28 protein-coding genes are annotated in these 23,441 nt (G+C 45.3%); 18 read left to right on the top strand and 10 right to left on the bottom strand.

Translation table 11 applies throughout. The annotated features are described in order from the left end of the window. Positions 1 to 317 precede the first annotated feature (317 nt). The 3 genes from namA to proC form a co-directional block, all read right to left on the bottom strand. The gene (namA, locus tag LGO15_RS16310) at positions 318 to 1,340 is read right to left on the bottom strand and encodes an NADPH dehydrogenase NamA (RefSeq protein ID WP_226085288.1); all 1,023 of its coding nucleotides are present in this window, start codon (positions 1,338 to 1,340) and stop codon (positions 318 to 320) included. Between the two features lie 80 nt (positions 1,341 to 1,420). Continuing rightward, on the bottom strand, positions 1,421 to 2,569 hold the full coding sequence (locus LGO15_RS16305) for a glycosyltransferase family 2 protein (protein ID WP_226085287.1): 1,149 nt from the start codon (positions 2,567 to 2,569) through the stop codon (positions 1,421 to 1,423). Positions 2,570 to 2,627: 58 nt separating this feature from the next. Next, entirely contained in the window at positions 2,628 to 3,473 is an 846-nt protein-coding gene (gene proC / locus LGO15_RS16300) for a pyrroline-5-carboxylate reductase (protein ID WP_226085286.1), read from the bottom strand. Between the two features lie 534 nt (positions 3,474 to 4,007). Between proC and LGO15_RS16295 the strand changes: the two genes are divergently transcribed. The 4 genes from LGO15_RS16295 (at position 4,008) to LGO15_RS16280 (ending at position 7,774) form a co-directional block, all read left to right on the top strand. Further along, entirely contained in the window at positions 4,008 to 4,973 is a 966-nt protein-coding gene (locus tag LGO15_RS16295) for an MBL fold metallo-hydrolase (RefSeq protein ID WP_167831460.1), read from the top strand. A gap of 11 nt (positions 4,974 to 4,984) precedes the next feature. Then, entirely contained in the window at positions 4,985 to 5,776 is a 792-nt protein-coding gene (locus LGO15_RS16290; protein WP_226085285.1) for an SDR family NAD(P)-dependent oxidoreductase, read from the top strand. A 134-nt stretch (positions 5,777 to 5,910) separates the two neighbouring features. Next, positions 5,911 to 6,432 carry a sigma-70 family RNA polymerase sigma factor gene (locus LGO15_RS16285; RefSeq protein WP_167831458.1) on the top strand — a complete coding sequence of 174 codons (522 nt, stop codon included), beginning with the start codon at positions 5,911 to 5,913 and terminating at the stop codon, positions 6,430 to 6,432. Then, complete coding sequence (locus LGO15_RS16280; protein ID WP_226085284.1) at positions 6,425 to 7,774, top strand: DUF4179 domain-containing protein; 1,350 nt, start codon at positions 6,425 to 6,427, stop codon at positions 7,772 to 7,774. The genes LGO15_RS16285 and LGO15_RS16280 overlap by 8 nt, the downstream gene beginning before the upstream one ends. Before the next feature lie 50 nt (positions 7,775 to 7,824). Here the strand turns inward: LGO15_RS16280 and LGO15_RS16275 are convergent, their stop codons facing one another. Then, a complete protein-coding gene (locus LGO15_RS16275; RefSeq protein WP_226085283.1) occupies positions 7,825 to 8,016 on the bottom strand; it encodes a YqzH family protein in 192 nt (63 codons plus the stop codon). A 225-nt stretch (positions 8,017 to 8,241) separates the two neighbouring features. Here LGO15_RS16275 and LGO15_RS16270 point away from each other — a divergent pair, with 225 nt between their 5' ends. Further along, on the top strand, positions 8,242 to 9,501 hold the full coding sequence (locus LGO15_RS16270) for a Y-family DNA polymerase (RefSeq protein WP_226085282.1): 1,260 nt from the start codon (positions 8,242 to 8,244) through the stop codon (positions 9,499 to 9,501). A 21-nt stretch (positions 9,502 to 9,522) separates the two neighbouring features. Beyond that, complete coding sequence (locus tag LGO15_RS16265; RefSeq protein ID WP_226085281.1) at positions 9,523 to 9,861, top strand: YolD-like family protein; 339 nt, start codon at positions 9,523 to 9,525, stop codon at positions 9,859 to 9,861. Between the two features lie 101 nt (positions 9,862 to 9,962). Here the strand turns inward: LGO15_RS16265 and LGO15_RS16260 are convergent, their stop codons facing one another. Next, positions 9,963 to 10,178 carry a CDGSH iron-sulfur domain-containing protein gene (locus LGO15_RS16260; RefSeq protein ID WP_167831453.1) on the bottom strand — a complete coding sequence of 72 codons (216 nt, stop codon included), beginning with the start codon at positions 10,176 to 10,178 and terminating at the stop codon, positions 9,963 to 9,965. A gap of 145 nt (positions 10,179 to 10,323) precedes the next feature. Here LGO15_RS16260 and LGO15_RS16255 point away from each other — a divergent pair, with 145 nt between their 5' ends. Both LGO15_RS16255 and LGO15_RS16250 read left to right on the top strand, forming a co-directional pair. After that, entirely contained in the window at positions 10,324 to 10,650 is a 327-nt protein-coding gene (locus tag LGO15_RS16255) for an iron-sulfur cluster biosynthesis family protein (protein ID WP_167831452.1), read from the top strand. An 85-nt stretch (positions 10,651 to 10,735) separates the two neighbouring features. Then, a complete protein-coding gene (locus LGO15_RS16250; protein ID WP_167831451.1) occupies positions 10,736 to 11,281 on the top strand; it encodes a hypothetical protein in 546 nt (181 codons plus the stop codon). Between the two features lie 570 nt (positions 11,282 to 11,851). Here LGO15_RS16250 and LGO15_RS16245 read toward each other — a convergent pair. From LGO15_RS16245 to LGO15_RS16240, 3 genes are all read right to left on the bottom strand, one after another. Continuing rightward, entirely contained in the window at positions 11,852 to 12,787 is a 936-nt protein-coding gene (locus LGO15_RS16245) for an alpha/beta hydrolase (protein ID WP_226085280.1), read from the bottom strand. A gap of 249 nt (positions 12,788 to 13,036) precedes the next feature. Next, positions 13,037 to 13,168 carry a hypothetical protein gene (locus LGO15_RS24210; RefSeq protein ID WP_264163742.1) on the bottom strand — a complete coding sequence of 44 codons (132 nt, stop codon included), beginning with the start codon at positions 13,166 to 13,168 and terminating at the stop codon, positions 13,037 to 13,039. A 72-nt stretch (positions 13,169 to 13,240) separates the two neighbouring features. Beyond that, on the bottom strand, positions 13,241 to 14,143 hold the full coding sequence (locus LGO15_RS16240; RefSeq protein ID WP_226085279.1) for a hydroxymethylglutaryl-CoA lyase: 903 nt from the start codon (positions 14,141 to 14,143) through the stop codon (positions 13,241 to 13,243). Positions 14,144 to 14,293: 150 nt separating this feature from the next. Between LGO15_RS16240 and LGO15_RS16235 the strand changes: the two genes are divergently transcribed. The 6 genes from LGO15_RS16235 (at position 14,294) to LGO15_RS16210 (ending at position 18,892) form a co-directional block, all read left to right on the top strand. Beyond that, positions 14,294 to 15,481, top strand: coding sequence for an acetyl-CoA C-acetyltransferase (locus LGO15_RS16235; RefSeq protein WP_226085278.1), 1,188 nt, complete (start codon positions 14,294 to 14,296; stop codon positions 15,479 to 15,481). 90 nt (positions 15,482 to 15,571) lie between these two features. Further along, positions 15,572 to 16,261, top strand: coding sequence for a CoA transferase subunit A (locus tag LGO15_RS16230; RefSeq protein ID WP_226085277.1), 690 nt, complete (start codon positions 15,572 to 15,574; stop codon positions 16,259 to 16,261). 29 nt (positions 16,262 to 16,290) lie between these two features. Next, positions 16,291 to 16,959, top strand: coding sequence for a CoA transferase subunit B (locus LGO15_RS16225; protein WP_226085276.1), 669 nt, complete (start codon positions 16,291 to 16,293; stop codon positions 16,957 to 16,959). 346 nt (positions 16,960 to 17,305) lie between these two features. Beyond that, on the top strand, positions 17,306 to 17,554 hold the full coding sequence (locus LGO15_RS16220) for a YqkE family protein (protein ID WP_167831445.1): 249 nt from the start codon (positions 17,306 to 17,308) through the stop codon (positions 17,552 to 17,554). Next, entirely contained in the window at positions 17,536 to 18,078 is a 543-nt protein-coding gene (locus LGO15_RS16215; protein ID WP_226085275.1) for a GrpB family protein, read from the top strand. The genes LGO15_RS16220 and LGO15_RS16215 overlap by 19 nt, the downstream gene beginning before the upstream one ends. Before the next feature lie 79 nt (positions 18,079 to 18,157). Next, positions 18,158 to 18,892, top strand: a complete 735-nt coding sequence (locus LGO15_RS16210) for a ZIP family transporter (RefSeq protein WP_167831444.1) — start codon at positions 18,158 to 18,160, stop codon at positions 18,890 to 18,892. Between the two features lie 66 nt (positions 18,893 to 18,958). Here the strand turns inward: LGO15_RS16210 and LGO15_RS16205 are convergent, their stop codons facing one another. Both LGO15_RS16205 and mciZ read right to left on the bottom strand, forming a co-directional pair. Next, entirely contained in the window at positions 18,959 to 19,870 is a 912-nt protein-coding gene (locus LGO15_RS16205; protein ID WP_226085274.1) for an aldo/keto reductase, read from the bottom strand. Positions 19,871 to 19,930: 60 nt separating this feature from the next. Beyond that, the gene (gene mciZ / locus LGO15_RS16200; RefSeq protein ID WP_167831442.1) at positions 19,931 to 20,077 is read right to left on the bottom strand and encodes a Z-ring formation inhibitor MciZ; all 147 of its coding nucleotides are present in this window, start codon (positions 20,075 to 20,077) and stop codon (positions 19,931 to 19,933) included. 75 nt (positions 20,078 to 20,152) lie between these two features. Here mciZ and LGO15_RS16195 point away from each other — a divergent pair, with 75 nt between their 5' ends. The 4 genes from LGO15_RS16195 (at position 20,153) to LGO15_RS16180 (ending at position 23,346) form a co-directional block, all read left to right on the top strand. Beyond that, on the top strand, positions 20,153 to 20,704 hold the full coding sequence (locus LGO15_RS16195; RefSeq protein ID WP_226085273.1) for an NUDIX hydrolase: 552 nt from the start codon (positions 20,153 to 20,155) through the stop codon (positions 20,702 to 20,704). Continuing rightward, positions 20,705 to 21,871 carry an endonuclease Q family protein gene (locus LGO15_RS16190; protein WP_226085272.1) on the top strand — a complete coding sequence of 389 codons (1,167 nt, stop codon included), beginning with the start codon at positions 20,705 to 20,707 and terminating at the stop codon, positions 21,869 to 21,871. A 256-nt stretch (positions 21,872 to 22,127) separates the two neighbouring features. Further along, positions 22,128 to 22,769, top strand: coding sequence for a stage II sporulation protein M (spoIIM, locus tag LGO15_RS16185; protein ID WP_167831439.1), 642 nt, complete (start codon positions 22,128 to 22,130; stop codon positions 22,767 to 22,769). Between the two features lie 115 nt (positions 22,770 to 22,884). After that, positions 22,885 to 23,346 carry a ferric iron uptake transcriptional regulator gene (locus LGO15_RS16180; RefSeq protein ID WP_167831438.1) on the top strand — a complete coding sequence of 154 codons (462 nt, stop codon included), beginning with the start codon at positions 22,885 to 22,887 and terminating at the stop codon, positions 23,344 to 23,346. Positions 23,347 to 23,441: the final 95 nt, after the last annotated feature.

The following is a 23,441-nucleotide window of genomic DNA, read 5'->3' as shown; positions in this document are numbered from 1 at the left end:
CATCAAGTCCATGACGGACAAAAACTCAGGAAATACGCAAGGAAGTGTCCGTCATCAAGGTCATGATGGACAAAAATTCCTTGGCAAACACAAGAAAGTGTCCATCATCAAGTCCATGACGGACAGAAACTTATGAAATACGCAGGGAAGTGTCCATCAGCAAGGTCATGATGGACAAAAATTCCTTGGCAAACACAAGAAAGTGTCCGTCAGCAAGGTGATCACGGAAGAAAGCCATGAAACTGGTTTAGAACAAAAAAAGGCTATCCAAAGTAACACTCTGGAAAAGCCTCTTTAGCAATTATGATTGTTTTAGCTTAAAAAATCCATCCTCGTTCATATTGTTTAGGTGATTCGATGCTTGTGCCGAGCTCTTTGGCAGCTGTTCTTGGCCAGTATGGGTCGCGCAGCAGTTCGCGTGCGATGAAAATCAAATCGGCGCGTTCATTCTGGAGGATTTCTTCAGCCTGGATCCCTGTGGTGATCAAACCGACCGCGCCGGTAGCCACATTGGCTTCATGCTTGATTTTTTCTGCGAATTTAACCTGGTAGCCTGGATAGGCATGAATTCTTGCAGGTACAACGGCACCTGAGCTGACATCAATCAGGTCAACTCCCAGTTCCTTTAGTGACGCACCAATTGTTACATAATCCTCAACAGTCAAGCCTTCGTCATGATAATCACTTGCGGAAACCCGGACAAGAAGTGGCCCATCCCAAACCGTTTTCACCTCTTCAAGAATTTCCTGAAGGAAGCGGAAGCGGTTTTCGGCAGTGCCCCCGTATTCATCTTCCCTTTTATTCGTAAGCGGGGAGAGGAACTGGTTGATCAAATAACCATGTGCAGCGTGGATTTCAATCACATCGAAACCAGCACGATTTGATCTCTCGGCAGCCAGTCTGAACGCCTCGATGGTTTCCTTGATTTCCTCAACCGTCATCGCCTTCGGTTCTTTATATTTCTCGTCAAAAGCTAGGGCAGAAGGGGCGATGATTTCGTCACGCAATGCTGCTTTTCGGCCGGCATGTGCCAGCTGGATACCAGCCGCAGCACCACTCTGCTTGATTTGTTCCGTCAATTTTGTCAGCCCGGGAACATGCTCATCGCTCCAGATGCCCAGGTCCTGATGTGAAATCCGGCCCTGAGGAGTGACCGCTGTTGCTTCGAGAATGACCAGGCCAACCTGGCCGACGGCGCGGCTTACATAGTGTGTCATATGAAAGTCGGTGACCATCCCATCTTCTTTTTCACATGAATACATACACATCGGAGCCATGACAATCCTGTTTTTTAGGGTTAAATCTTTAATTTTATAAGGGGAAAACAATTTCTTTTCCAATCCAGAAGCCTCCTTTTATTTCGTTAGCCAAAATATATTTTAAGTATAACAGGGCTCAATCAGGAAAGGAAAAATTGTACTCACCGCAATGTGTTTTTTCTTAATTCAGCTAGCGTATATTTTGTTCCGCGCCAGATGATGCCGCCTCTTTTAAAAGTCAGGTAGCTGGCTCTCAGGATGGAGAAGATGAACAGCAGGGCAGTGAACGGAAGGACAAAGAACAGCCATGGTGAAAATCGTGTCATCTTCTTTGTTACCATTACATAAAGAAAAGCCAGGAATACGAGATTAACAGCGCTCAGGATTGCCACTGCCTGATCGCTTGAAAAAAGGGTGAAGAACGGCATGACCTGGGATACAAAGACCCCGAACACCGAAAACAGCACCATGCTGATCCTGTAGTGAAGGCCGGCGAAGGTGTTCTTTTCCAGACCTGCTAAAGCATCACGCAAGCTCTGATACCATTCCACTTCAATGAGCTCCATAGCAGTGACAATCCGCTGCTTGAGGCCCAGTCGCTTTACCATCATGCCCAGCTGCAGGTCATCATCGGGCCGCATCTTTATATATTCATGTGTACCGACTTTTTCATAGGCCGGCCGGGTGATCATATTAAATGCACCGATTCCGACTCCCGTTTTCGAACGTGGATTATTGCCGAGCCATGGCCGCTTGTAATAAGAAAAGCCGAATAAGAAGAAAGCAACAAAGGCCTTCAGCCAGAACGGCTTTGCGCTGAGGTTTGGGGCGGCCGTCAAATGATCAAGGCTATGTTTCTGGAAATAGCCAACTCCTTTAGAAAAAGCCTCAGGATGATACAAAACATCGGCGTCTGTAAATAAAATCAGGTTCCCTGTCGCATGCTGATAGCCTTTATAGAGTGCGTGGTTCTTGCCAAGCCACCCTTCTGGCAAACTCTCGATATGGATTACTTTGATTCTCGAATCGAAACTTTTCAGGTTTTCCATCACTTTGCCGGTGCCATCCTCGGACCGGTCATTGACCAGGAGCCACTCAGTATTTTTGTAGGTTTGGTTCAGCTGCGTGCGAACGCTTTGTAAAATATGTTCTTCTTCATTCCTGGCAGCCACGATCACGCTTAGCTTTTGTCCCTGCTCGACAGTCTCGGCCTTTTCGAGGGAATCCAATTTCCTGAAACCAATCAAGGCATCGATTGTCGCCAAAATCCAAATGATTAATGTTAAAGACAGTAAGGTTAGAATCACCATGTACACGTCCCTGTTGTTTTTCTCCATTGTAGAGAAACAGGGAGCACTTTTGCAATTTTTAAAGGTGGCGGTTTGCAGCTGCCAGTTGATCGCCAAGCAGGTGGCCCAGCCTTTTTGATTGAGCGGTGGCTTCCTTGATGCAGGATACGAAAGCAGTTTGGACGCCATGCTGCTCAAGAATGCTGATCCCTGCTTCGGTCGTGCCACCCGGGCTGGTCACCTCCAAACGAAGCTGTGCAGGCTCCTTATCAGATTGCGTCAGCATCTCAGCTGCGCCCAGCAGCGTCTGGATAATCAACTGCTTAGCTGTCTGCTTTTCGAGACCGATTTCAGCGGCGCTTTTTTCCATCGCCTCCACAAGGTAATAAATATAGGCAGGTCCGCTTCCAGATAGTCCTGTAACGGCATCGAGCTGGTATTCCTCTACGATCGTCGTCAGGCCGACAGTGTTAAAAAGCTCCTGCACCAGCATCTTTTGGGTTTCACATACATGGGAGTTCACTGCCAGGGCAGTTGCCGATTTGCCAATCGCTGCCGAGGTATTAGGCATCGCCCTTACCACAGCAAGGGATTTTTCTGCAGCCCTTTCAATGGCGTCAATCGAAACTCCAGCGAGAACCGAAATGATCAGCATCCCCTCGGGTAAATACGGTTTAATCTCCTCGATCGCACCTGCTGCATCTTTTGGTTTCATGGCCAGAACGACTGCATCAGCGTCTTTAAAAAGCATTTCATAGTCATATGTCGCTTTTATTCCGTATTTCTGCTTCAGAGTTTTTAATCTGTCTGTATCCTGTCTATTCGTGACCCACATTTGCTCTCCCGGAAGAAGCCCGCTTGCCCCTATTCCGGAAATCATCGCTTCTGCCATCGAACCTGCCCCAACAAAAACAAGCTTCTTCATCAATATCGCCTCCATGATATTTCTTCGTTTGTTACAGCTTCCAGAAAAAACAAAAAGGCCCTTCATCCCAAAAAAGGACGAAAGGCCATGCTTCCGTGGTACCACCTTCATTCACTTCCTCGGCCAGCGCCGAGTAAGTGCAGCTCAATATCCGTTAACGCCGGCTTACGTCCAGGTTTGCCTGGCAGCTCGCAAGGTAGGGTTCAACATGAAGAGGGTGGCGGAGCCTTTCAGCCGGTGGACTCCACTCTCTGGCACCATTCCTGTCTACTCGTCTTGCTCAAGTGCTTTTAAAAAGTTTACGAAATTTTAATAGTGATTATGCAAGATGGACAACCCTTATGTCAAGTAGTATTTTAATTAATTTTTAGTTTTTTCAGAAAATATAAAGTCAAAATAATGACAATTGACTGCTTTAAATGTAAACTTATTTTTATATTGGAAAAATACCAAGACCCGGTAGGTTAATTGATTATCTTTATAGTCAATCAGATTATCTTATAGAAAAATAATATTTTGAGGTGTATGGATCATATGGCTGAATGGAAAGATGGAATTGCCAAACTGACTTTGCCGACGCCTTTTCCGGTCGGTGATGTGAACGCATATTTAATTAAAGGGGATAGATTGACACTTGTGGATGCCGGTACGAAAACGGAGCAGTCCTGGGAGTCGTTCAAATCCCAGCTTGCGGATTTGAAACTGAAGCCGGAAGATATTGAACAGGTCATCCTGACACACGACCATCCGGACCATGTAGGAATGCTGGATTATTTATCGCCAGATCTCAGCGTATTTGGCCACTACCTGAATGAAAGGTGGATCAACAGGACTTCTGAATTTGAGAAAGAACATCAGAAGTTTTATGAGGAATTCTTTTTGCAATCAGCAATACCACAACAATATTTCGTGCCATCGATGAAAATCATGAAAAAGACATTGGTATTTTCATGCAATCGCTCGTTGACTGGGACTATTTCGGAAAATGACGTTCCGCCAGCGCTGCCAGGGTGGAGGGTGATCGATACACCGGGACATGCCCAAAGCCATATCGTGCTCTTGCGCGAAAAAGACGGCACAATGATTGCCGGGGATACAATCCTTGCGGGGATTTCACCGAACCCATTGCTTGAGCCGCCGCTGCCAGGCGAAACGGACCGGCCGAAGCCGCTGGTCCAATATAATGCATCACTGAAAAAACTGCAGCAGTACCCGATTGGACTAGTATACACCGGTCATGGAACGGAGATAACAGAATTGCAGAGCCTGATTGAAAAAAGGCTGGCCCGCCAGCATGATCGGGCATGGCAGGTAAGGGGAATGCTTGAAGGAAGGGATCTCACTGTATTTGAGATTTGCAAACTGCTCTTCCCGACAGTTTATGAGCGTGAGCTGAATCTGACCATTTCGGAAACAGTCGGCCAGCTTGATTATTTACAATCCCTGGACGCAATTTCGGTCAGGGAAGAAGGTACCTCCTTCGTTTATACAGCAAAATGAGGTGAATGAAGATGCCATCCTTAAAAGGGAAAAATATTATCATTACCGGAGCTTCCGGGGGAATAGGGGCCGAGATTGCCACACTTTGTGCTGCGCGCGGTGCGAATCTCGTCCTTTTGGCCCGGAGTATCGATAAACTGGAGAATTTAAAAAAGGAATTACAATCGAAGTATGCAATCAATGTCCATGCCCAGCAGCTGGATGTAGCAGATCCTGAAGCGGTCAAGCGGGTCTTCGCAGAAGTGCTTTCAGATATCCGCTATGTGGATATACTGGTCAACAATGCAGGCTTTGGCGTTTTTGACTATGCACACGAAGCGAAAATTGATGATATCAAAACGATGTTCGATGTCAATGTCGTCGGCTTGATGGCATGTACCTCGATGGTGTTGCCTGCAATGAAGCAGAGAAGAAGCGGACATATCATCAACATTGCTTCCCAGGCTGGCAAGATTGCCACACCTAAGTCAAGTGTCTATTCGGCCACAAAGCATGCCGTGCTTGGATACACAAACAGTCTGCGGATGGAGGTTGCTGATGACAATATCTATGTCACTTCAGTCAATCCAGGCCCAATCGCGACAAACTTCTTTGAGGTCGCCGATAAACAAGGAACCTACGTCAAAAACGTAAAACGTTTTATGCTTCAGCCCGAATACGTAGCGAAACAAGTGGTCAATCGCATGATGACGAGAACACGTGAAATCAACCTGCCCCGCTGGATGAGTCCAGGAAGCATTTTTTATTCTCTGTTTCCACGCACATTCGAACTTTTCGGCAAAAGGGTTTTCAATCAGAAATAAGCCGTCGATAATCTGTTTCAAAAGAATACCGTTGATGACCGCCTTGTAAAACTTTTGGCGGTTTTTTCAATTTTTTAAAACTTTTTTCCGGGTTCGATGTCTAATTGATAGAGACAAAGTCAGGGGGAGACATTTTGGAGCTTCAAGAACTCGTACAGAGAGCAAAAAAAGGAGATGAAGCGGCATTTTACGAATTGATGCAGCTTCATAAAGTGCGCCTGTACCGGATTGCCCTCAGCTATCTGAAAAATAGCGAGGATGCGGTCGAAGCGCTGCAGGAGGTAACCTACAGAGCGTTCCGTTCAATCCGGAAGGTGAAGGAACCGCAGTATTTTACGACATGGCTGACCAGGATTCTGTTGAATTACTGCAATGATGAATTAAAAAAGAGGAAGCGAATCCTCGTCAGCAATGATCTCATCAGCTTGATGGGCACCGAGCACCAGTCCAGCTGGCTTGAGGTTGAGGAAATCATATGCAAGCTGGATTCTAAAACGAGGCAGGTCATTGAATTGAAATACGTGCATGATTTTAAAATCAAGGAAATTGCCGAGATTCTCGAATGTCCCGAAGGCACCGTGAAGACTTGGCTGAATAAAGGGCTGAAGGAACTTCGCGGGCAGCTCGAAGATAAGGGAGGATTGGGCTATGCTTAATGCTGAAGAAAAAAAGTTGACACAGGCTCAGGCCGCACTTGAGAATATCGAAGTTCCGGAATTGCAGCTGGATGGGGCCATCGCAGCCGGAATCAGCAAGGGGAAAAGGAAGCGGAAGAAAACCCTTTTCTTCATAAGGACATTTGCATCAGCAGCAATCCTGGTTTTTGTTTTTACCGCGTTGCTGAGGACGTCAGAAACATTTGCTACGTATGTCACCGCGATACCTGGGATGGAGAAGATCGTCGAGCTTGTCCGCTATGATAAAGGGCTGACTGCAGCCGTTGAAAATGATTTCGCGCAGAAAATCGGTGTATCTGATGAACATGACGGCCTTAAGGTCACATTAGATTCGGTCATTGTTGATGAGCAGATGATGGTGATGTTTTATAAGATTCATTCTTCAGGCGGGCACAAGAAAATTTCGGTTGAGAACTTGAAATTGACCGACAGTGACGGAAATAACATCGAAGAAACCGTGTCTTCTTTTGGCGGATGGATAGATAATTCACAGAATAACGAGCAGCTGCTTCAGGCAACATATGAGTTTTATGGGAATAACCTTCCGGAAAATTTGAAACTCAGTATTGAGCTCGCTGAAGGAGAAGCAGAAGATGGCCAGCCTCTGGCTAAGCTTGATGACACGTGGGTACTTCCATTTTCGATTGATAAAGAAGCATTCAAGAATAAAAAAGAAGTGTTTGAGTTAAACAAGACAGTCGAGTTCGAAGGCCAGAAAATCACTATTGAAAAAGTGTCCATTTACCCTACGAGAATTGGGGTAACGGCCCATTTTGATGAACAGAACACCAAGCATGTTTTTGGCTTTGAGGATTTGAGGCTTGTGGATGAAACAGGAGAAGAATGGGCTGCGACCAACAATGGAACCATCATCAGCCATTCGGAGAAGAACACGAAAGAGTTTTACCTGCAGAGCAATTATTTTAAAAAACCTAAGGAGCTTTATCTTCGCTTCAATTCCGTGCGGGCACTTGATAAAAAGGAGCTTGATATTATTGTTGATCCCGATAAACTGGAAATCGTGAAGGCTCCAAGTGATGGTCGATTGCTTAAAGTCAGCAGGGAAGAAGATCAGTTGATGCTTACCTTCCAAAGGAATTCAAAGGAAGGACATACCAATATTTCTTTTGAACAGGCAGTCGATTCGAATGGAGATGAAATTGGTGACGGATCTGCTTCTTTCAGGTTGAGCACGAATGAACTGCCGGTTGATATTTTAATCCCATACTTCGGTGAAGGAGCAGCACTGGGCCCGATTACCTTAAAGCTGAATGACTATCCCGCAACAATCAAAGGCGAAGCAAATATCAAGATAAAATAATCAAAGGCTGTCCTGTTTGCAGGGCAGCCTTTGCCATTCCGGGAATTTTTTTACGTCGCTAAAAATTCATATACCGCATCATTGATGATGTCATGCAAATCCGTCTCAGGTTCCTCATTTTTCTGTTCCACAATCTTTATGTAAATTTCATTGAATTCCGCCTCGCCAAACGGCAGTGAACCTTCATGACGGTACTGGACGAAGCATTTCTGGACCATTTTACGAATGAGTTCTTTATCCATCTAAACAGCACCTCTCGATCTGATTATACTCGGAACCTCGCTCTGGAAACACCCTTCCGTAAAAATCTCCATTCCTGGCATCACTCACCATTTACACCTTAATTAAGTCAGTCACCCGGAAAATTACCATTGAAACCGAACACATATTCGCTTAATATAATGGGTATAATGAAACGGAACAGATGTTCTTATTTTGGTGGATGCCCTGCGGAAAGGAGAGAAAACATGGTCGATTACAGCGAAATGCCGCAAAATAAAATTTTATGTGTGGATATGAAGAGCTTCTATGCGAGTTGTTCTGCCGTGATGCTTGGCCTCGACCCTCTTGACTGCTATCTGGCTGTCGTCGGGAATCTTGATCGCCCGGGAAGCGTCGTCCTCGCAGCCTCACCGCGTTTGAAAAAAGAATTTGGCATCAAGACTGGATCACGGAAATTTGAAATTCCTGATGATCCGCGAATTGTTGTCGTTGATCCGCAGATGTCCACCTACCTGCGAATCTCCACAGAAATCTCCCGTGTATTCAATCGCTATGTTCCAAAGGAAGCGATCCATACCTACAGTGTCGACGAAAGCTTCATAAAGGTAGACGGAGCTTCGAAGCTTTGGGGAGACGCAGCCTCAATCGCAAAAAAAATCAAAGATGATATTGAGCGCGAGTTCCAGCTTCCCTGTGCCATAGGGATTGGGCCGAACATGCTGATGTCGAAGCTCTGTCTTGACCTTGATGCAAAGAAGAAGGGCATTGCTGAATGGACTTATGACGATGTCCAGACAAAGCTGTGGAACGTCTCACCCCTCAGGGAGATGTGGGGAATTGGCCGCCGCGTCGAAAAAACACTGAACAGCATGGGGATTTTCACAGTCGGCCAGCTGGCCCGCTATGATCTTGAAAAATTGGAGAAAAAGTTCGGCATCATGGGCAACCAGCTGTACTGGCATGCATGGGGGATCGATTTTTCGGATATCGGCGCGCCAATCATGGAAGGGCAGGTAAGCTTCGGGAAAAGCCAGATTCTGCTTCGCGACTATAAGGAAGAAGAGGAAATCAAGCATGTCATCCTCGAAATGTGCGAGGAGGTCGCTCGCAGGGCAAGGAGCCATGGGAAAGCAGGCCGGACGATCAGCTTCGGGGTTGGCTACAGCCAGGATGAATTCGGCGGAGGGTTCCATCGCTCAAGAACAATTGTGGAGCCGACAAATATCACAATGGATTTATATCGTGTCTGCCTCGAGCTTTTTGCCGAGAACTATGCAGGAAAAACGGTGCGGAGCATTTCCATTGCACTCGGGAATCTCGTCACCGACAGCGAATTCCAATTGAATCTTTTTGAAAAAAACGGCTGGAAAAAGAAAGAGCTTGGCTACGCAATGGACCGGATCCGCAGCCGTTACGGCTCGACAGCGCTCCTAAGGGCAGTGTCCTATACAGCAGCCGGAACAGCAAGGCATCGCGCCGCACTCGTTGGCGGGCATAAGGGTTGATAAAAGGAGGAGGAGAGCAAGATGATTCGCGACCGCGGAAGAATTAAATGGACATCAATGATGCTACCTGAACATGTCAAGATGCTGCGTGACTGGTCACAGGAGGACGAATATGAAAAGGAAAAGCAGCTGGATGAACAGCAGCTGGAGCAATTGAATGATACGATCCTCGAAGCAATGGAGTATAACCGTCCGCTCAGCATCACCTATTACAGGCAAAGAAAATATGAATTGGTGATCGGAAAAATCCATTATTGGAATGAACTTGGGCAGAAGCTCCATATCGTGGACCGATTCGAAGAAATCCATCAGATCGGGATTTCCAGCATTGCCGATGTCAGGCTTGCGGAAGAATGGTAGTCAAATCATCAAGCAACTCCACGGGCCCTCTTATAAGAGTGGTTCGGTGAAATGAATCCCCATAAAAAAGAGCAATGGATGAACCATTGCCCTCACATGAATTATTCCGTTTCATCAGCTTGCGGAGCACGGACTGCTGATTCGAATTTCCCTTTATGGGAAGCATCGCAGAACGGCATGTTCTTGCTCATGCCACAGCGGCAAAGCGAGAAAGCAGGCTTTGTCTCATACTTATTGCCGGCACCATCCAGCAATTCAACATCACCAGTAATCCTTAAGGAACCATTATCATTGACTTTAATCGTTACTTTTGACAAAAAAAGCACCCCTTTTCACATTGTCAGAATTATCTTTGATAGTAAGAGTTAAACGGAAAAAAAGCAAGACATTTCGGCAAAGGGTTCTGAAACGTAAAAATTTCCTCACTATGATAAAATGAAGCATCGAAAGGGGATGGCGAGCATGAAGTTGAAAATCACCGAAGCAGCATCGAACAAATTGAGCGAAAAAATGTCAGGTGAAGGGTATGTAAAATTGAAATACGATATAGATGGCTGCGGCTGTGCAGTAAATGGGGTAGCTGCCCTCTGGTTTGAAAGCGAAAAAAATGTGGAAGAACATCAAATAGAAACGGGCGGAATTCCGATTTACATTGAAAAAGCCAAAGAGGTCTTTTTTGATGAGGAAATGACGCTGGATTATAAGGCGAGCAATGGATGTTTCCAGTTAAAGAGCCCGAATGAATATTTGAATCCAAGAATGAGCTTTCATGATAAAAGAAGGTTATGAGTTTACAAAAAATTGAAAAAAAGGTTAAATAAGAGAGAGGAATGCAGAAATACATAGAAGTTTGACGCAAAGGCAGGGGAGAAAGATGGGGAAATTGTGGAGGTCAGCGATCACCATTTTATGCGTGCTGGTGCTATCGGCGTGTGCCTATAAAACTGCAGGGGAAGCAATCCAAAACGATATTCCGTTCAACATCAAACAAATCGTCCACAAGGAAAAGGTGGAGGATGGATATCTCATCTTTTACACAACAGAGCAAAAAGAAGGCTCAAACAGATTTGACGCGCTGGCAGTCGCCTATATCAAAGGCAGCGAAAAAGAAGGCTGGGAAAATGCGGGACATAACCACTGGACTTATTATAAAAGTGATTTCATGATCCTTTATGCCGACACTTTCACAACCTTTGATGAAGACGGAACATTGGACACAAAGATTCCCGTGATTTTCGGTAAGGTCGTGAATCCGGATATCAAAACAATTGAAGCAGCAGGACCAGATGGCAAGTTTACCAAAATAGAAATCTTTGAAAAAGATAGCGAGCGTTATTATTACGCAATTGGTGATTACAAGGAAGTCAGGGCATTGGACGGTGCCGGAAAAGAAATGGATCGCCAGGGAGAAAAACAGTAAAAAATTGGCTCAGCAGATGAGCCAATTTTTTTGCGCTTAAAAGACTAGTGACAGGACGCATAAAGCCCAAGCGAAACTGCTCCGGGGGAAAATGCCCATAGAAAGACTCTATCGGACAAATGGAAGCCGGAGCGGAAGAAAAATGTCCGATAGAAAGGCTATATTGGACAAATGGAAGCCGGAACAGAAGAAAAATGTCCGATAGAAAGGCTCTATCGGACAAATGGAAGCTTGAACGGAAGAAAAGTGTCCGATAGAAGGGCTCTATCGGACAAACAGAAGCTGGAGCGGAAGGAAAATGTCCGATAGAAGGGGTCTATCGGACAAACAGAAGCTGGACCAAGAGAAAAATGTCCGATAAAAAGGCTCTATCGGACAAATGGAAGCTTGAACGGAAGAAAAATGTCCGATAGAAAGGCTCTATCGGACAAATGGAAGCTTGAACGGAAGAAAAGTGTCCGATAGAAAGACTCTATCGGACAAACGGAAGCTGGAGCAAAAGAAAAGTGTCCGATAGAAAAGCACAATTGGCTGCGTCCGAGCTGATAACAGCGTAGGATACAGACTCGCTCAATCCGCATCTGAGGTTTCCTGATCGGCAAAGACATATTGCTCGAGGAATTCATCGAGCACCTTTTCATACTGATCCCGGTTCTCGCTATAGGATTGGGCATGGAGTCCGTTTTCAGCCATGAACAGCTTCTTCGGTCCTTGTTTCTGTTCGAATAATGCCTCGGTCATCGATGGCAGGATGAAATCGTCCTTACGGCTGTGGACGAACAGGATCGGGTTTTTAATATTTTCAATAACCGCAATCGGCGATACCTGACTTAAGGAATATTTATCACGGATGCGGACGAACATGCTGGCGACTGGCAGCAATAGTTTTGGCGGCAAAAACTTGACCTCTTCCTTGATGCGGTAAGCAAGCTGTTCGCTGAAGTCGGAAAATGGGCAATCGGTCACATAGAAGTCCGCACCGTCCTCAAGCATGCCTGCGTAAAGGAGCACGGTAGCGGCGCCCATTGACTCTCCATGGATTCCGAGAAGCAAATCCGAACCTTTTTCCTCCCTCAGCCAATCGACGACTGATTTCAGGTCGAACTTTTCATAATATCCATAGCTGGTGGTCTTCCCGCCTGATTCACCGTGACGCCGATGATCGTAGATGACAGCATTAAAGCCCCGGTTCAAAAATAAATTCATGTATTTCACAGAATTCGTCTTGCTCTGGGTAACACCATGGGCAATGATGATGTAACGATTTGTGTGATGTGGCTCAACGAGGACGGCCTTCAATGAGTAGCCAAAGGACGAAGGGATGGCCACTTCCGTCTTTGGCAGGGAATCATATTCATCAGGCACCAGATGCCCAGCTTTCGTTTCTCGGTTGAAGATTTCTTCGTCATCTTTCCTTTTTAGAAACATGACTTTATTGGATATAAAAACCCCGAGCGAGGTCAGGACTAACAAAAAAGAAAATAGCACGCGGAACGCTCTTCTCAAGCTCAACCCTCCGATAATCTGTTTTCTTTATTTTACCATTAGAATCAGAAATACAAACAGGAAAAAGACCGCCAAACCGGCGGTCCACTGTTAAATTTAGTGAATGAATTATATCTCGAGAAGTGTCCAGCTCCAGCGCCTAGCCAGTTTTCATCCCTGAGAGTGCCTCCTCGAGTATCTTGCGATAAGCGTTAGCTTTGAGCAGCTCGAGTCGCTTGTCGGGGCTGACCAAGGCGCTTACGCTTTTCTTTATTGCTGAGAATTTTGGCGCTTTGTCGGATGAAGCGCTTTTTCAAGGTCTTCGGCGGCAATCTGCTGTTTTACACTATCTGCATTTGGCTTGCCTTGCTGGCTGTAGCCTTTGTCCCGTTTTTGGCTCATGCAAAATACTCCCTTCTTCAAAATTACCTCATCTAATAAGATGGATTTTAAATCAGGAGCTTATGCAAAAAGTTAAACAGTAACAGAATTCAGCTTGAAATAGGTGCTTTCAATCGGCCTTGAGAGGTGAGGCTTGACCACCTCGATGGCATTGAGCATCTTCTCAAGGTCAACGCCGGTTTCAATCCCCATCCTGTGCAGCATATAGACGACATCCTCAGTAGCGGCGTTGCCTGCAGCACCTGGGGCGAATGGGCATCCGCCAAGGCCGCCTGCAGAAGTGTCGAATCGGGTGACTCCTGCCTGGAGAGCGGCGAGAATATTTGATAGGGCCAGCTTCCTTGTATCATGGAAATGCGCAGTCAGTAGCACACCGGGGTAGGCATCCTTCAATTTGGCAAATAAAGAATAGGACTCATGAGGTGCAGCCATGCCAATTGTGTCGGCAACACTGAGTTCATCGACCCCGGCACGAACGAATTCCCCGCATAGGGCAAGGACTTCAGCCTCTTCGACCTTTCCTTCGTATGGGCAATAAAAAGCAGTGGAGATGCATGCACGCACAAAATAGTCCTTCTCTTTAAGCTCAACAATCAGCGGGAGAACCTCGGCAAGGCTCTCAGAAGTTGATTTATTAATATTTTTCTGGTTAAACGTATTGCTGACACCAACGAAGACAGCGACTGCTTTGCATTCGGTCATATAGACGCGCTCAATCCCCTTTTTATTAGGAGCGAGGACGATATTCCTGGTGTCGCTATCAAGGCAGTCAGCTACGATTTCTGCTGCATCCCCCATCTGAGGCACCCATTTAGGGGAGACGAAGGAAGTAAGCTCCATCTCTTTGATGCCGGCACCCTTCAGCGTAGTGATAAATTCTTTTTTTACTTCCGTAGGAACAAAACTCTTTTCATTTTGGAGCCCATCTCTCGGGCCTACTTCAATTATTTCAACCTTCTTGGGAAGCTGAAGCATTTGATATACCCCTCCTCTTAAGATATCTTAATTGTAAATAGAATATTTTTAAAAATGCAAGAATAAATAAAATTTTGATAAAATAAAAGGGATTTTATCAAAAGCAATAGAAGTTAATAAAATGTGAGAATCAGAGAAAGGGTGAGCAGTTTGAGCAAGACTGAAGCAGTAATCGTAGCTGCCGTCAGAACGGCTATTGGCAGCTTTAATGGGAGTTTAAAAAATATTTCCGCACCAGATCTAGGTGCCGCAGTAATTAAAGATGCCTTAAAGCAAGCGGGTGTCCAGCCTGATCAGGTGGATGAAATCATTATGGGGAATGTTCTCCAGGCAGGTCTTGGTCAGAATCCGGCGAGGCAGGCAGCGATTAAGGCGGGTATTCCTGAAAGCGCTTCCTCTATGACCATCAATAAAGTATGTGGTTCAGGCTTGAAGGCCGTACATCTGGCAGCACAGGCGATAATTGCCGGAGATGCTGAGGTTGTCGTAGCCGGCGGAATGGAGAATATGAGCCAGGCTCCATATTTATTGAAAAACGCACGTGATGGATTCAAGATGGGTGACCAAAAGCTTGTCGACAGTATGATCTCGGACGGACTATGGTGTGCGTTCAATGATTACCACATGGGAGTGACCGCAGAGAATTTATGCTCTCGATATGATATCGGCCGTGGAGAACAGGACGAGTTCGCAGCATCCAGCCAGGAAAAGGCTGCAAAAGCGATTGAAGAAGGAAAGTTCAAAGATGAGATCGTACCGATTGAAATTCCTCAGCGAAAAGGGGATCCGGTTGTTTTTTATACAGATGAATATCCGAAAAAAGGAACAACTGCAGAAAAGCTTGGCGGACTGCGTCCTGCATTCAAAAAGGATGGCAGCGTAACAGCAGGGAATGCGTCAGGAATCAATGACGGAGCTGCAGCTCTCGTTGTAATGAGCAAGGCAAAAGCGGAAGAGCTTGGCCTGAAACCGCTTGTTGTAATCAGGGCAAACGCAAGTGCTGGTGTTGATCCAAGTGTCATGGGCATCGGACCGGTTGATGCAGTGAAAAAAGCTTTGAATAAAGCGGGCATGACGATGGAAGACATGGAGCTGATCGAGGCGAATGAAGCGTTTGCCGCACAGTCACTCGCTGTCGACCGTGAGTTGAATTTCAATAAGGAAATCCTGAACGTGAATGGCGGAGCAATAGCTCTAGGCCACCCGATTGGGGCCAGCGGTGCAAGGATCCTGGTTACGCTGATCCATGAAATGCAACGGAGACAAGCAAAAAAAGGCCTTGCTACGCTTTGCATCGGAGGCGGACAGGGTGTCGCCACTGTAGTGGAACTGGCATAAAACAATGAATCTTTCATTCTATTAAAAAACTCTGGCAGACTGTCATTAAGACGCCGGCCATTGCTATCCATAGTAAAAGGGGGAAAAACGATGAAAAGAATTTGCACATCCTTTCAAGATGCCGTAGCGGATATCCAAGACGGTGCAACCTTGATGGTGGGAGGCTTCGGGCTCTGCGGTATTCCTGAAAACGCCATCCTCGCGCTTGTTGAAAAAGGAGTAAAAGATCTGACAGTCATTTCGAATAACTGCGGTGTCGACGATTGGGGACTTGGCCTTTTGCTTAAAAACAAGCAGATCAAGAAAATGGTCGGTTCCTATGTTGGAGAAAACAAAGAGTTCGAAAGACAGGTATTGTCTGGCGAAATCGAAGTCGAATTGATTCCTCAAGGAACCCTTGCGGAAAAAATCAGGGCTGGCGGTGCTGGAATCCCGGCATTCTATACACCTGCAGGAGTAGGCACTCCAATCGCGGAGGGAAAAGAAACCCGTATGTTCAATGGCAAGGAATACCTCCTGGAAGAGTCGCTGACGGCGGATTTCAGCATTGTCAGGGCTTGGAAGGGCGATAAGATGGGCAACCTCGTCTACCATAAAACGGCAAGAAACTTCAATCCAATGATAGCAGCAGCCGGCAGGGTCACCATTGCCGAAGTCGAAAATCTATATGAAGTTGGGGAATTGGAGCCGAACAGTATCCATACTCCAAGCATCTATGTCCAAACGCTGATTGAAGGAAATCAGGAGAAGCGGATTGAAAGGCTGACGGTGAGAGGTTAACTCTGGCTGAACATGAAAGGAGAAGGCTTATGATTAAAAACAAAGGGAATGTCCGGGAAAAAATCGCGCGCCGGGCGGAAAAAGAAATTCAAAATGGTTTTTACGTAAACCTTGGAATCGGAATGCCGACGCTAGTGGCAAACTTCATCTCTGATGACAAGCAAGTTGTCCTTCAATCAGAAAACGGCCTGCTCGGTATCGGCCCCTACCCAACGGAAGAAAGCGTCGATCCTGATTTGATCAATGCAGGTAAGGAAACGGTCACTGCCATTCCAGGTGCAGCGTATTTCGATTCTGCTGAGTCTTTTGCCATGATTCGCGGTGGACACATCAATATAGCGATCCTCGGCGGGATGGAGGTCGCTGAATCAGGTGATCTGGCAAACTGGATGATTCCAGGCAAGATGATCAAAGGAATGGGCGGGGCGATGGACCTTGTCCACGGTGCCCAAAAAATCATCGTCATCATGGAGCATGTGAACAAAAGCGGTGAGGCAAAAATCCTTAAGGAATGCAGCCTGCCGCTCACAGGAAAAGGCGTCGTCAATCGGATCATCACTGACATGGCAGTCATAGACGTGACACCTTTCGGATTGAAACTAGTTGAAGTAGCTTCCGGTTACACAGTCGACGATGTCATCAAATCAACAGAACCAGAATTGCAGGTAGACGACTCAGTCATCCTAGACGCATATTGATAAAACGGGAACGTCCTTAAAAAGGCGTTCCTTTTGCTTTAAAGAGCAGCAAACTCAGAAAAATTTTAATTGTTAGCATCCGATGGTATAATTTCATCACAAATGTTTGTATTAAATTTATTTTTATTTTATAAGCCCTGTTGATTGGAGTGGAAGGCGCGTAGACTCCTGCGGGCTTAGCTGGTCAGGTGAGACCCCGCAGGAGCAAAGCGACGAGGAGGCTCAGCGCCAGCCCCGCGGAAAGCGAAGCGCCTGGAACGGAAATCAACAGACTAGTTTACAATCCAAAATAAGGCTCTCAGTATTTAAACCAAGTTACCAAAAACATAGAACCGAGGGATCAACGATGAAAAAGAAACAAAAACGCCAGCAACAAGTGAAAAAAGAAGATAAGCCAGCAACACTTGGCGATCTCCTGAATCAGGATATCATGCAAAAGCTAAAAGCCCAGCAACAAGAGTTAAAGGACGAAGAAGAAAAGAAGAAGCAGGCAGAACTGGAGCGCAAGAAGGAGGAGAAGCGTTTAAGGGAAAAGAATAAATCGTTTGAAGAATTGCTTTCCGAGAGCGACATGGATTGGAAGAAGTTCAAATGACCCGGAGAAGAGTGGAAGTCGTTCCATACAATCCCGAGTGGGAAACTCTTTTTGAAAAAGAGAAGCAGCTTCTTGAATCCATTTTTAACGGAGGAGAAGTTGAAATCCATCATATCGGCAGTACATCTGTCCCGGGCCTTAGCGCCAAGCCAATCATCGACATCATGTTAGCAGCAGACATCCTTGAACAAGTGGATAAGGCGACAACCGCGATTGAGGCTGCTGGATACGAGGCGAAAGGGGAAAACGGCATCCCTGGGCGGCGTTATTTCCAAAAACATGACGAAAACGGAATTCGAAAAGTTCATTTGCACTCTTTTGAAAAAGGCAGCCATCAATTACACAGGCATCTTGTTTTTCGTAATTACTTAAGGGCTCACCCATCGGAAGCGAGCAAGTATGCTGAGGTAAAAGAAAAAGCTGCCCTTAAATATGAATACGATATTGATTCATATATTGCTGAAAAGTCTCCAATTATAAAGGAGCTTGAGCAAAAAGCAATGTTGTGGAGGCCTGAAAGATAAAGGGTTCTGCACCTGAATAAAATGTTTTGCTTCGTGTGCGAAAGGGCAATTAGGTAAAAAAAGCAAAGGAGCAAAGCATTTGTTACTTATCACTTTCATATTGGCGGCTGGATTTGTTTCCATCCATTTATTTTCAAGATATTTACCTTTTCTCGACAGTGTACCTAGAAGTAGACTGCTATCAGCTGCAGGAGGCATCTCTGTAGCCTATGTGTTCATCCACCTGCTCCCTGAGTTGAATAAACATAACGAGGTCCTTGACAGGAGTATCCAATCAGATGCCTTAAAGTTCTTTGAAAACCATACATATATTGTGGCAATGATTGGTTTGGCCATTTTTTATGGACTGGAACGCATGGTAAAGACCTCAAAAAAAAAGCAGCAGGAGAAACACAATATGGACCGGGCTTCAAAAGGAGTATTTTGGATCCATATAGTTTCTTTTTTTCTCTATAACAGCTTGATCGGGTATTTGCTGCTACATGGAGAGCAGGAAACAAAAATGGGACTGGTCTTTTACTTTATCGCCCTGGCCGTCCACTTCATCACCAGTGACCATGCGCTCAGGGAAGCACACAAGGACATGTATGATGTTATAGGGAGATGGCTTCTGGCAGCCGCAATATTGGCAGGCTGGGCAATCGGGATTATCTGGGAAGTGAATGAAAACATTATTGCTGTCCTATTTGCCCTTCTTGCAGGCGGAGTCATTTTAAATGTAATGAAAGAAGAGCTCCCGGAGGAAAGGGAGAGTAACTTTTGGGCCTTTGCCGCTGGAATGGCAGGCTATACATTTTTGTTGATGCTTGCTTAGAAACTGGATTAACTCATATAGAAGAAAGGAACACTCTCGCTTTTGCATGCGAAGGTGTTCCTCTTTTTATCTATGCTGTTCATATTTATTTGCCTTCGTAATGGACTTAATCAATTGGATTTCTTCAGCAGACAGGGAATTGGAGCCTGCAGCCCTGGCATTTTCCTTGATTTGTTCAGGTGTGCTTGCTCCTGCGACAACGGAAGCTACGGCAGGTTGGGCTAAATTATATTGAATGGCGACTTCAGCAAGTGATCTTGATGAAGCGACCTTCTCTTTCAATAAAGGAAGGATCACAGCCAATTCGTCATAACTGTAATCGAGATACCCTTTGGCAGCTGCTTTCTCTAGCATCCTGTCACTGAGCATGCCTTTAGCGACCGTCCCTCTCGTTACCACACTGATGTTTTTATCCTGAAGAAGCGGGAGCGCAACTTCTTCCGGGCGGCGGTCCAGTATGCTGAGCTGCATCATGACCGAGACTATGTTTGATTTTTGAGCATATTCTCGAATGACATTTGGTCTAATGGAAGATATCCCATAAAATTTAATATAGCCTTCATCTTTTAATTCTTCAAAGGCCTCGATAGTTTCATCGATATTATCTTCAATTGTCCCGCCATGAAGCTGGTACAGATCAATATAATCAGTATCCAATCTTTTCAAACTTTGCTTGACGGCCTCTTTGATATAAGCTTTTGAGGGATCCCAAGTCCAGCTGTCTTTCTCGTCAGTCCAGCGATTGCCGGCCTTTGTAGCGATGACGACTTGCTCTCTGACATTCTTTAAGACTTGTCCGACTATCTTTTCATTCTCCCCGAAGTCGTACAAATCAGCGGTATCAAAATAGTTGATTCCTTCTTCTAGGGCAGCTTCAACGACCCCCTGTGCCTTTGAGAGATCCTTCCCAAGCGACATACAACCGAGGCCGATTTCGCTGACAAACAGATCAGATGTACCCAGTTTCCGTCTCTTCATATAAAATCACTCCGTTCCAATATTGATTCCATCTTAACGGAAAAAAAGGAGTGTATTCAACTATTCAGGCCGGCGTGTATGCTGATTGACAGCGTCTACCCAATCTTTAACAAGCTCATGCTTTTTTCCATACTCTTTTAAGATGGTTTTGATTTCCCACGCCTTTCCAGCAAGAGTGATTCCCTGGCCATGGACGTAAATTTTCATAGGCATACTCCTTTCAGATAAGTATGGTAAAATGTATGAGCATTTGATATCGGATTAGAACAGGAGTGGACATGTATGAAATCGCTTGAGGAAAAAACATTGAAGACAGAGCAGATTTTCACAGGAAAGGTCATAAGCCTGCAGGTAGACGATGTAGAATTGCCGAATGGAAAAACATCAAAAAGGGAAATCGTCAAGCATCCAGGGGCAGTAGCGGTCATTCCGGTCACTGCTGATAATAAAATCATCATGGTGGAACAATATAGGAAGGCTCTTGAACGGACAATCATTGAGATCCCTGCTGGCAAGCTGGAGGCAGGAGAAAATCCCGAAATTTGTGCGGCACGTGAGCTTGAGGAAGAGACTGGTTATGAATGTGCCAACATGGAATGGCTGATCTCCTTCTATACTTCCCCGGGGTTCGCAGATGAGATTATCCATGTATATAGAGCAACTGGGCTTGCTAAAAAGGCCAATCCAGCGGCAGCCGACGAGGATGAGTTTGTCAATTTGCTGGAAATAACCCTTGAAGAGGCGATCCAGCTTGTGAAAGAACAAAAAATCTTTGATGCCAAAACAGCATATGCAGTCCAGCATCTGCAATTGCAGGAAGCGTTGGATAAGTAAATGGAGGAATACTTCGTTGATCTGCACATCCATATTGGCAGGGCGAGATCAGGAAGAGCTGTTAAAATCACGGGTGCAAAATCACTCACATTCAGCAATATAATCCGCCACGCAAGGGATTATAAAGGATTGAATATGATCGGGGTCATTGACAGCCATTCACCGGAAGTGTTAGATGAAATGGAAGAGTTGCTTAAAGCAGGTGAGCTGCAGGAACATCCAGAGGGTGGACTGAATTATGGCGGGATGAGTGTGATCCTTGGTTCCGAGCTTGAGATAAATGATGAAAGCACTCAGGGTCCAATTCATGTATTATGCTATCTGCCAACTCTCCAAAAGATGAGAACTTTTTCAGATTGGCTCGCAAACCACTTGAAAAATATTCATTTGAGCTCCCAAAGAGTGTATGTTTCTGGCCATGTTTTGCAAAAAAAGGTTAAGGAACTTAGTGGTATTTTCATCCCTGCTCATGTATTTACGCCCTTTAAAAGCTTATACGGAAAAGGGGTCAGGAATTCTCTTGCAGAGGTGTTCGATGCAGACCTGATTGATGGAATTGAATTAGGCTTAAGCTCAGATACAAACATGGCAGACCAGCTGGCTGAGCTTCACCGTTATACGTTCGTGACGAATTCCGACGCCCATTCACTTGCAAAAATCGCGAGAGAATACCAGAAGATTGTAATGGCTGAACCATCTTTCCGAGAACTGGGACTTGCACTAAGCAAAGCGGAAGGCAGGGGGATCAGAGCAAATTATGGTCTGGATCCTCAGCTCGGAAAGTATCACCGCACGGTCTGTGCAGATTGCCTTACATACAGTCCAGTATTTGATGAAGCGTGCTCTGTTTGCGGATCTGATAAAAAGATAAAGGGTGTTGCTGACAGAATACTGGAACTAAGGACTTCTGAGGAAAATAATTATGATGAAAGGCCACCATATATCCACCAGGTGCCGCTCGAATTCATACCAGGGCTGGGTCCGAAAATGCTAGAAAAGCTCATGAATCATTTTGGTACAGAAATGGCCGTCCTTCATTCAGTGCCATTTGACTCCTTAAAACAGGTCATTCCTGAAAAAACTGCTATAACGATAGATAAGGCTAGAAAAGGCCAACTTGCGTTTCACGCAGGCGGTGGAGGAAAATACGGTAAGATAACTGATTAAATGAATCCGGTCATGTGAAATGGCCGGATTTTTGTTTCCAGCTCCAGCGTCTAGCCAGCTTTCATCCCCAAGAGTGCTCCCACGAGTATCTTGAGAAAAGCGTTAGCTTTGAGCAGCTCGAGACGCTTGTCGGGACTGACCAAGGAGCTTACGCTTTTCGTTTTCTATTAAATCGGAAATTGAAAGCTTTGCAGTCATAGACTCTCTGTCCATGCATATGATGATAGTAAGTAACCAATATGCAGGAGGAAAAGAGATGAAGAAACGAAGGTACCAGGACGTCGCAGTAACCCATTTAAGAGAATATTCCTCAATCTATCTTTTTGTCATTGTCCTGTTTTTGATGGGAGTCATATTTGGGGCCATAATAGTGAATAGCCTCAGCTTCACTCAAAAAGAGGATTTATTCTATTATTTATCGCAGTTCTTTGGCCAGGCCGCATCCGGAAAAGTAGCGGACGGAAAAGATTTATTTTTGCAAAGCTTTTTACACAATGGGAAATTCATTGGACTGATCTGGATTCTTGGAGTTTCAATCATAGGGCTTCCAGTCATACTGATTCTGCTTTTCATGAAAGGGATGGTTGTTGGCTTCACGGTCGGCTTTCTTGTTAACCAGATGCAATGGGACGGATTTCTTTTATCTTTTGTTTCCATCCTTCCGCAAAACTTCATTATTATCCCGGTATTCATCATAACAGCAACAATGGCGGTGACTTTTTCATTGAAAATGATCAGGAACCAATTTATGAAGAAAATCAACCAGCCAATCATGCCGCAATTCTTCAGATATATCTTTGCGTTTGTCGCTGCGCTTGTTTTCCTGGCTATGGCGGCAGGAGTGGAGGCGTATTTGTCTCCAGCACTGTTGAAGGCGGTCATCAACTCCGTTAATTAAAGTAATTACTAAAAGAAAATAACTATTGTTTCTTATTTGTAATAATTTTATTTTGAATCTCATTCCCCTTCTGATATAATATAAGAATAGTGGCGGGGGAGTGAGAGTTATCGAAATGGAAAACAGAATTGAGAGAATCAAGAAACAGCTGCATTCGTCCAGCTATAAATTAACGCCGCAGCGTGAAGCTACTGTTCGCGTGTTGCTTGAACATGAAGAAGACCACTTGAGCGCGGAAGATGTTTATTTGCTTGTCAAAGAGAAATCTCCTGAGATCGGTTTGGCAACAGTATACCGGACACTTGAACTGCTGACTGAACTGAAAATTGTCGATAAGATCAACTTCGGCGATGGTGTATCTCGTTACGATCTCCGCCAGGAAGGCGCTGCCCATTTCCACCATCATCTCGTCTGCATCGAATGCGGAGCAGTGGATGAAATCCAGGACGACCTTCTTGAAGATGTGGAAGAGATCGTTGAAAGAGACTGGAATTTTAAAATCAAAGATCACCGCCTGACTTTCCACGGCATTTGCCATAGATGTCAGGAAAAAGAAACAACTGAAACTGATGAATGATTCCAAAACCCTTTTTCCATTGAAGAAGGGTTTTTTATTTTCTCGTGAAATTGCCTTAGCATTAGGTATAATTCTTGTCCAAATAGGCATACAGA

The organism is Mesobacillus sp. S13 (genome assembly GCF_020422885.1).
Classification (GTDB): Bacteria; Bacillota; Bacilli; order Bacillales; family Cytobacillaceae; genus Mesobacillus; species Mesobacillus selenatarsenatis_A.
This window is presented reverse-complemented; position numbering and strand designations above follow the sequence as displayed.

Excerpts from the sequence above, each read along its gene's own strand:
- proC (WP_226085286.1), bottom strand. The coding sequence starts at position 3,473 with ATGAAGAAGCTTGTTTTTGTTGGGGCAGGTTCGATGGCAGAAGCGATG.
- LGO15_RS16180 (WP_167831438.1), top strand. The coding sequence starts at position 22,885 with ATGGAAAACAGAATTGAGAGAATCAAGAAACAGCTGCATTCGTCCAGC.
- LGO15_RS16295 (WP_167831460.1), top strand. The coding sequence starts at position 4,008 with ATGGCTGAATGGAAAGATGGAATTGCCAAACTGACTTTGCCGACGCCT.
- LGO15_RS16195 (WP_226085273.1), top strand. The coding sequence starts at position 20,153 with ATGAAATCGCTTGAGGAAAAAACATTGAAGACAGAGCAGATTTTCACA.
- LGO15_RS16220 (WP_167831445.1), top strand. The coding sequence starts at position 17,306 with ATGAAAAAGAAACAAAAACGCCAGCAACAAGTGAAAAAAGAAGATAAG.
- LGO15_RS16190 (WP_226085272.1), top strand. The coding sequence starts at position 20,705 with ATGGAGGAATACTTCGTTGATCTGCACATCCATATTGGCAGGGCGAGA.
- LGO15_RS16225 (WP_226085276.1), top strand. The coding sequence starts at position 16,291 with ATGATTAAAAACAAAGGGAATGTCCGGGAAAAAATCGCGCGCCGGGCG.
- LGO15_RS16305 (WP_226085287.1), bottom strand. The coding sequence starts at position 2,569 with ATGGTGATTCTAACCTTACTGTCTTTAACATTAATCATTTGGATTTTG.
- LGO15_RS16265 (WP_226085281.1), top strand. The coding sequence starts at position 9,523 with ATGATTCGCGACCGCGGAAGAATTAAATGGACATCAATGATGCTACCT.
- LGO15_RS16205 (WP_226085274.1), bottom strand. The coding sequence starts at position 19,870 with ATGAAGAGACGGAAACTGGGTACATCTGATCTGTTTGTCAGCGAAATC.
- LGO15_RS24210 (WP_264163742.1), bottom strand. The coding sequence starts at position 13,168 with ATGAGCCAAAAACGGGACAAAGGCTACAGCCAGCAAGGCAAGCCAAAT.
- mciZ (WP_167831442.1), bottom strand. The coding sequence starts at position 20,077 with ATGAAAATTTACGTCCATGGCCAGGGAATCACTCTTGCTGGAAAGGCG.
- LGO15_RS16290 (WP_226085285.1), top strand. The coding sequence starts at position 4,985 with ATGCCATCCTTAAAAGGGAAAAATATTATCATTACCGGAGCTTCCGGG.
- LGO15_RS16240 (WP_226085279.1), bottom strand. The coding sequence starts at position 14,143 with ATGCTTCAGCTTCCCAAGAAGGTTGAAATAATTGAAGTAGGCCCGAGA.
- LGO15_RS16275 (WP_226085283.1), bottom strand. The coding sequence starts at position 8,016 with ATGGATAAAGAACTCATTCGTAAAATGGTCCAGAAATGCTTCGTCCAG.
- LGO15_RS16230 (WP_226085277.1), top strand. The coding sequence starts at position 15,572 with ATGAAAAGAATTTGCACATCCTTTCAAGATGCCGTAGCGGATATCCAA.
- LGO15_RS16270 (WP_226085282.1), top strand. The coding sequence starts at position 8,242 with ATGGTCGATTACAGCGAAATGCCGCAAAATAAAATTTTATGTGTGGAT.
- LGO15_RS16255 (WP_167831452.1), top strand. The coding sequence starts at position 10,324 with ATGAAGTTGAAAATCACCGAAGCAGCATCGAACAAATTGAGCGAAAAA.
- LGO15_RS16250 (WP_167831451.1), top strand. The coding sequence starts at position 10,736 with ATGGGGAAATTGTGGAGGTCAGCGATCACCATTTTATGCGTGCTGGTG.
- LGO15_RS16280 (WP_226085284.1), top strand. The coding sequence starts at position 6,425 with ATGCTTAATGCTGAAGAAAAAAAGTTGACACAGGCTCAGGCCGCACTT.
- spoIIM (WP_167831439.1), top strand. The coding sequence starts at position 22,128 with ATGAAGAAACGAAGGTACCAGGACGTCGCAGTAACCCATTTAAGAGAA.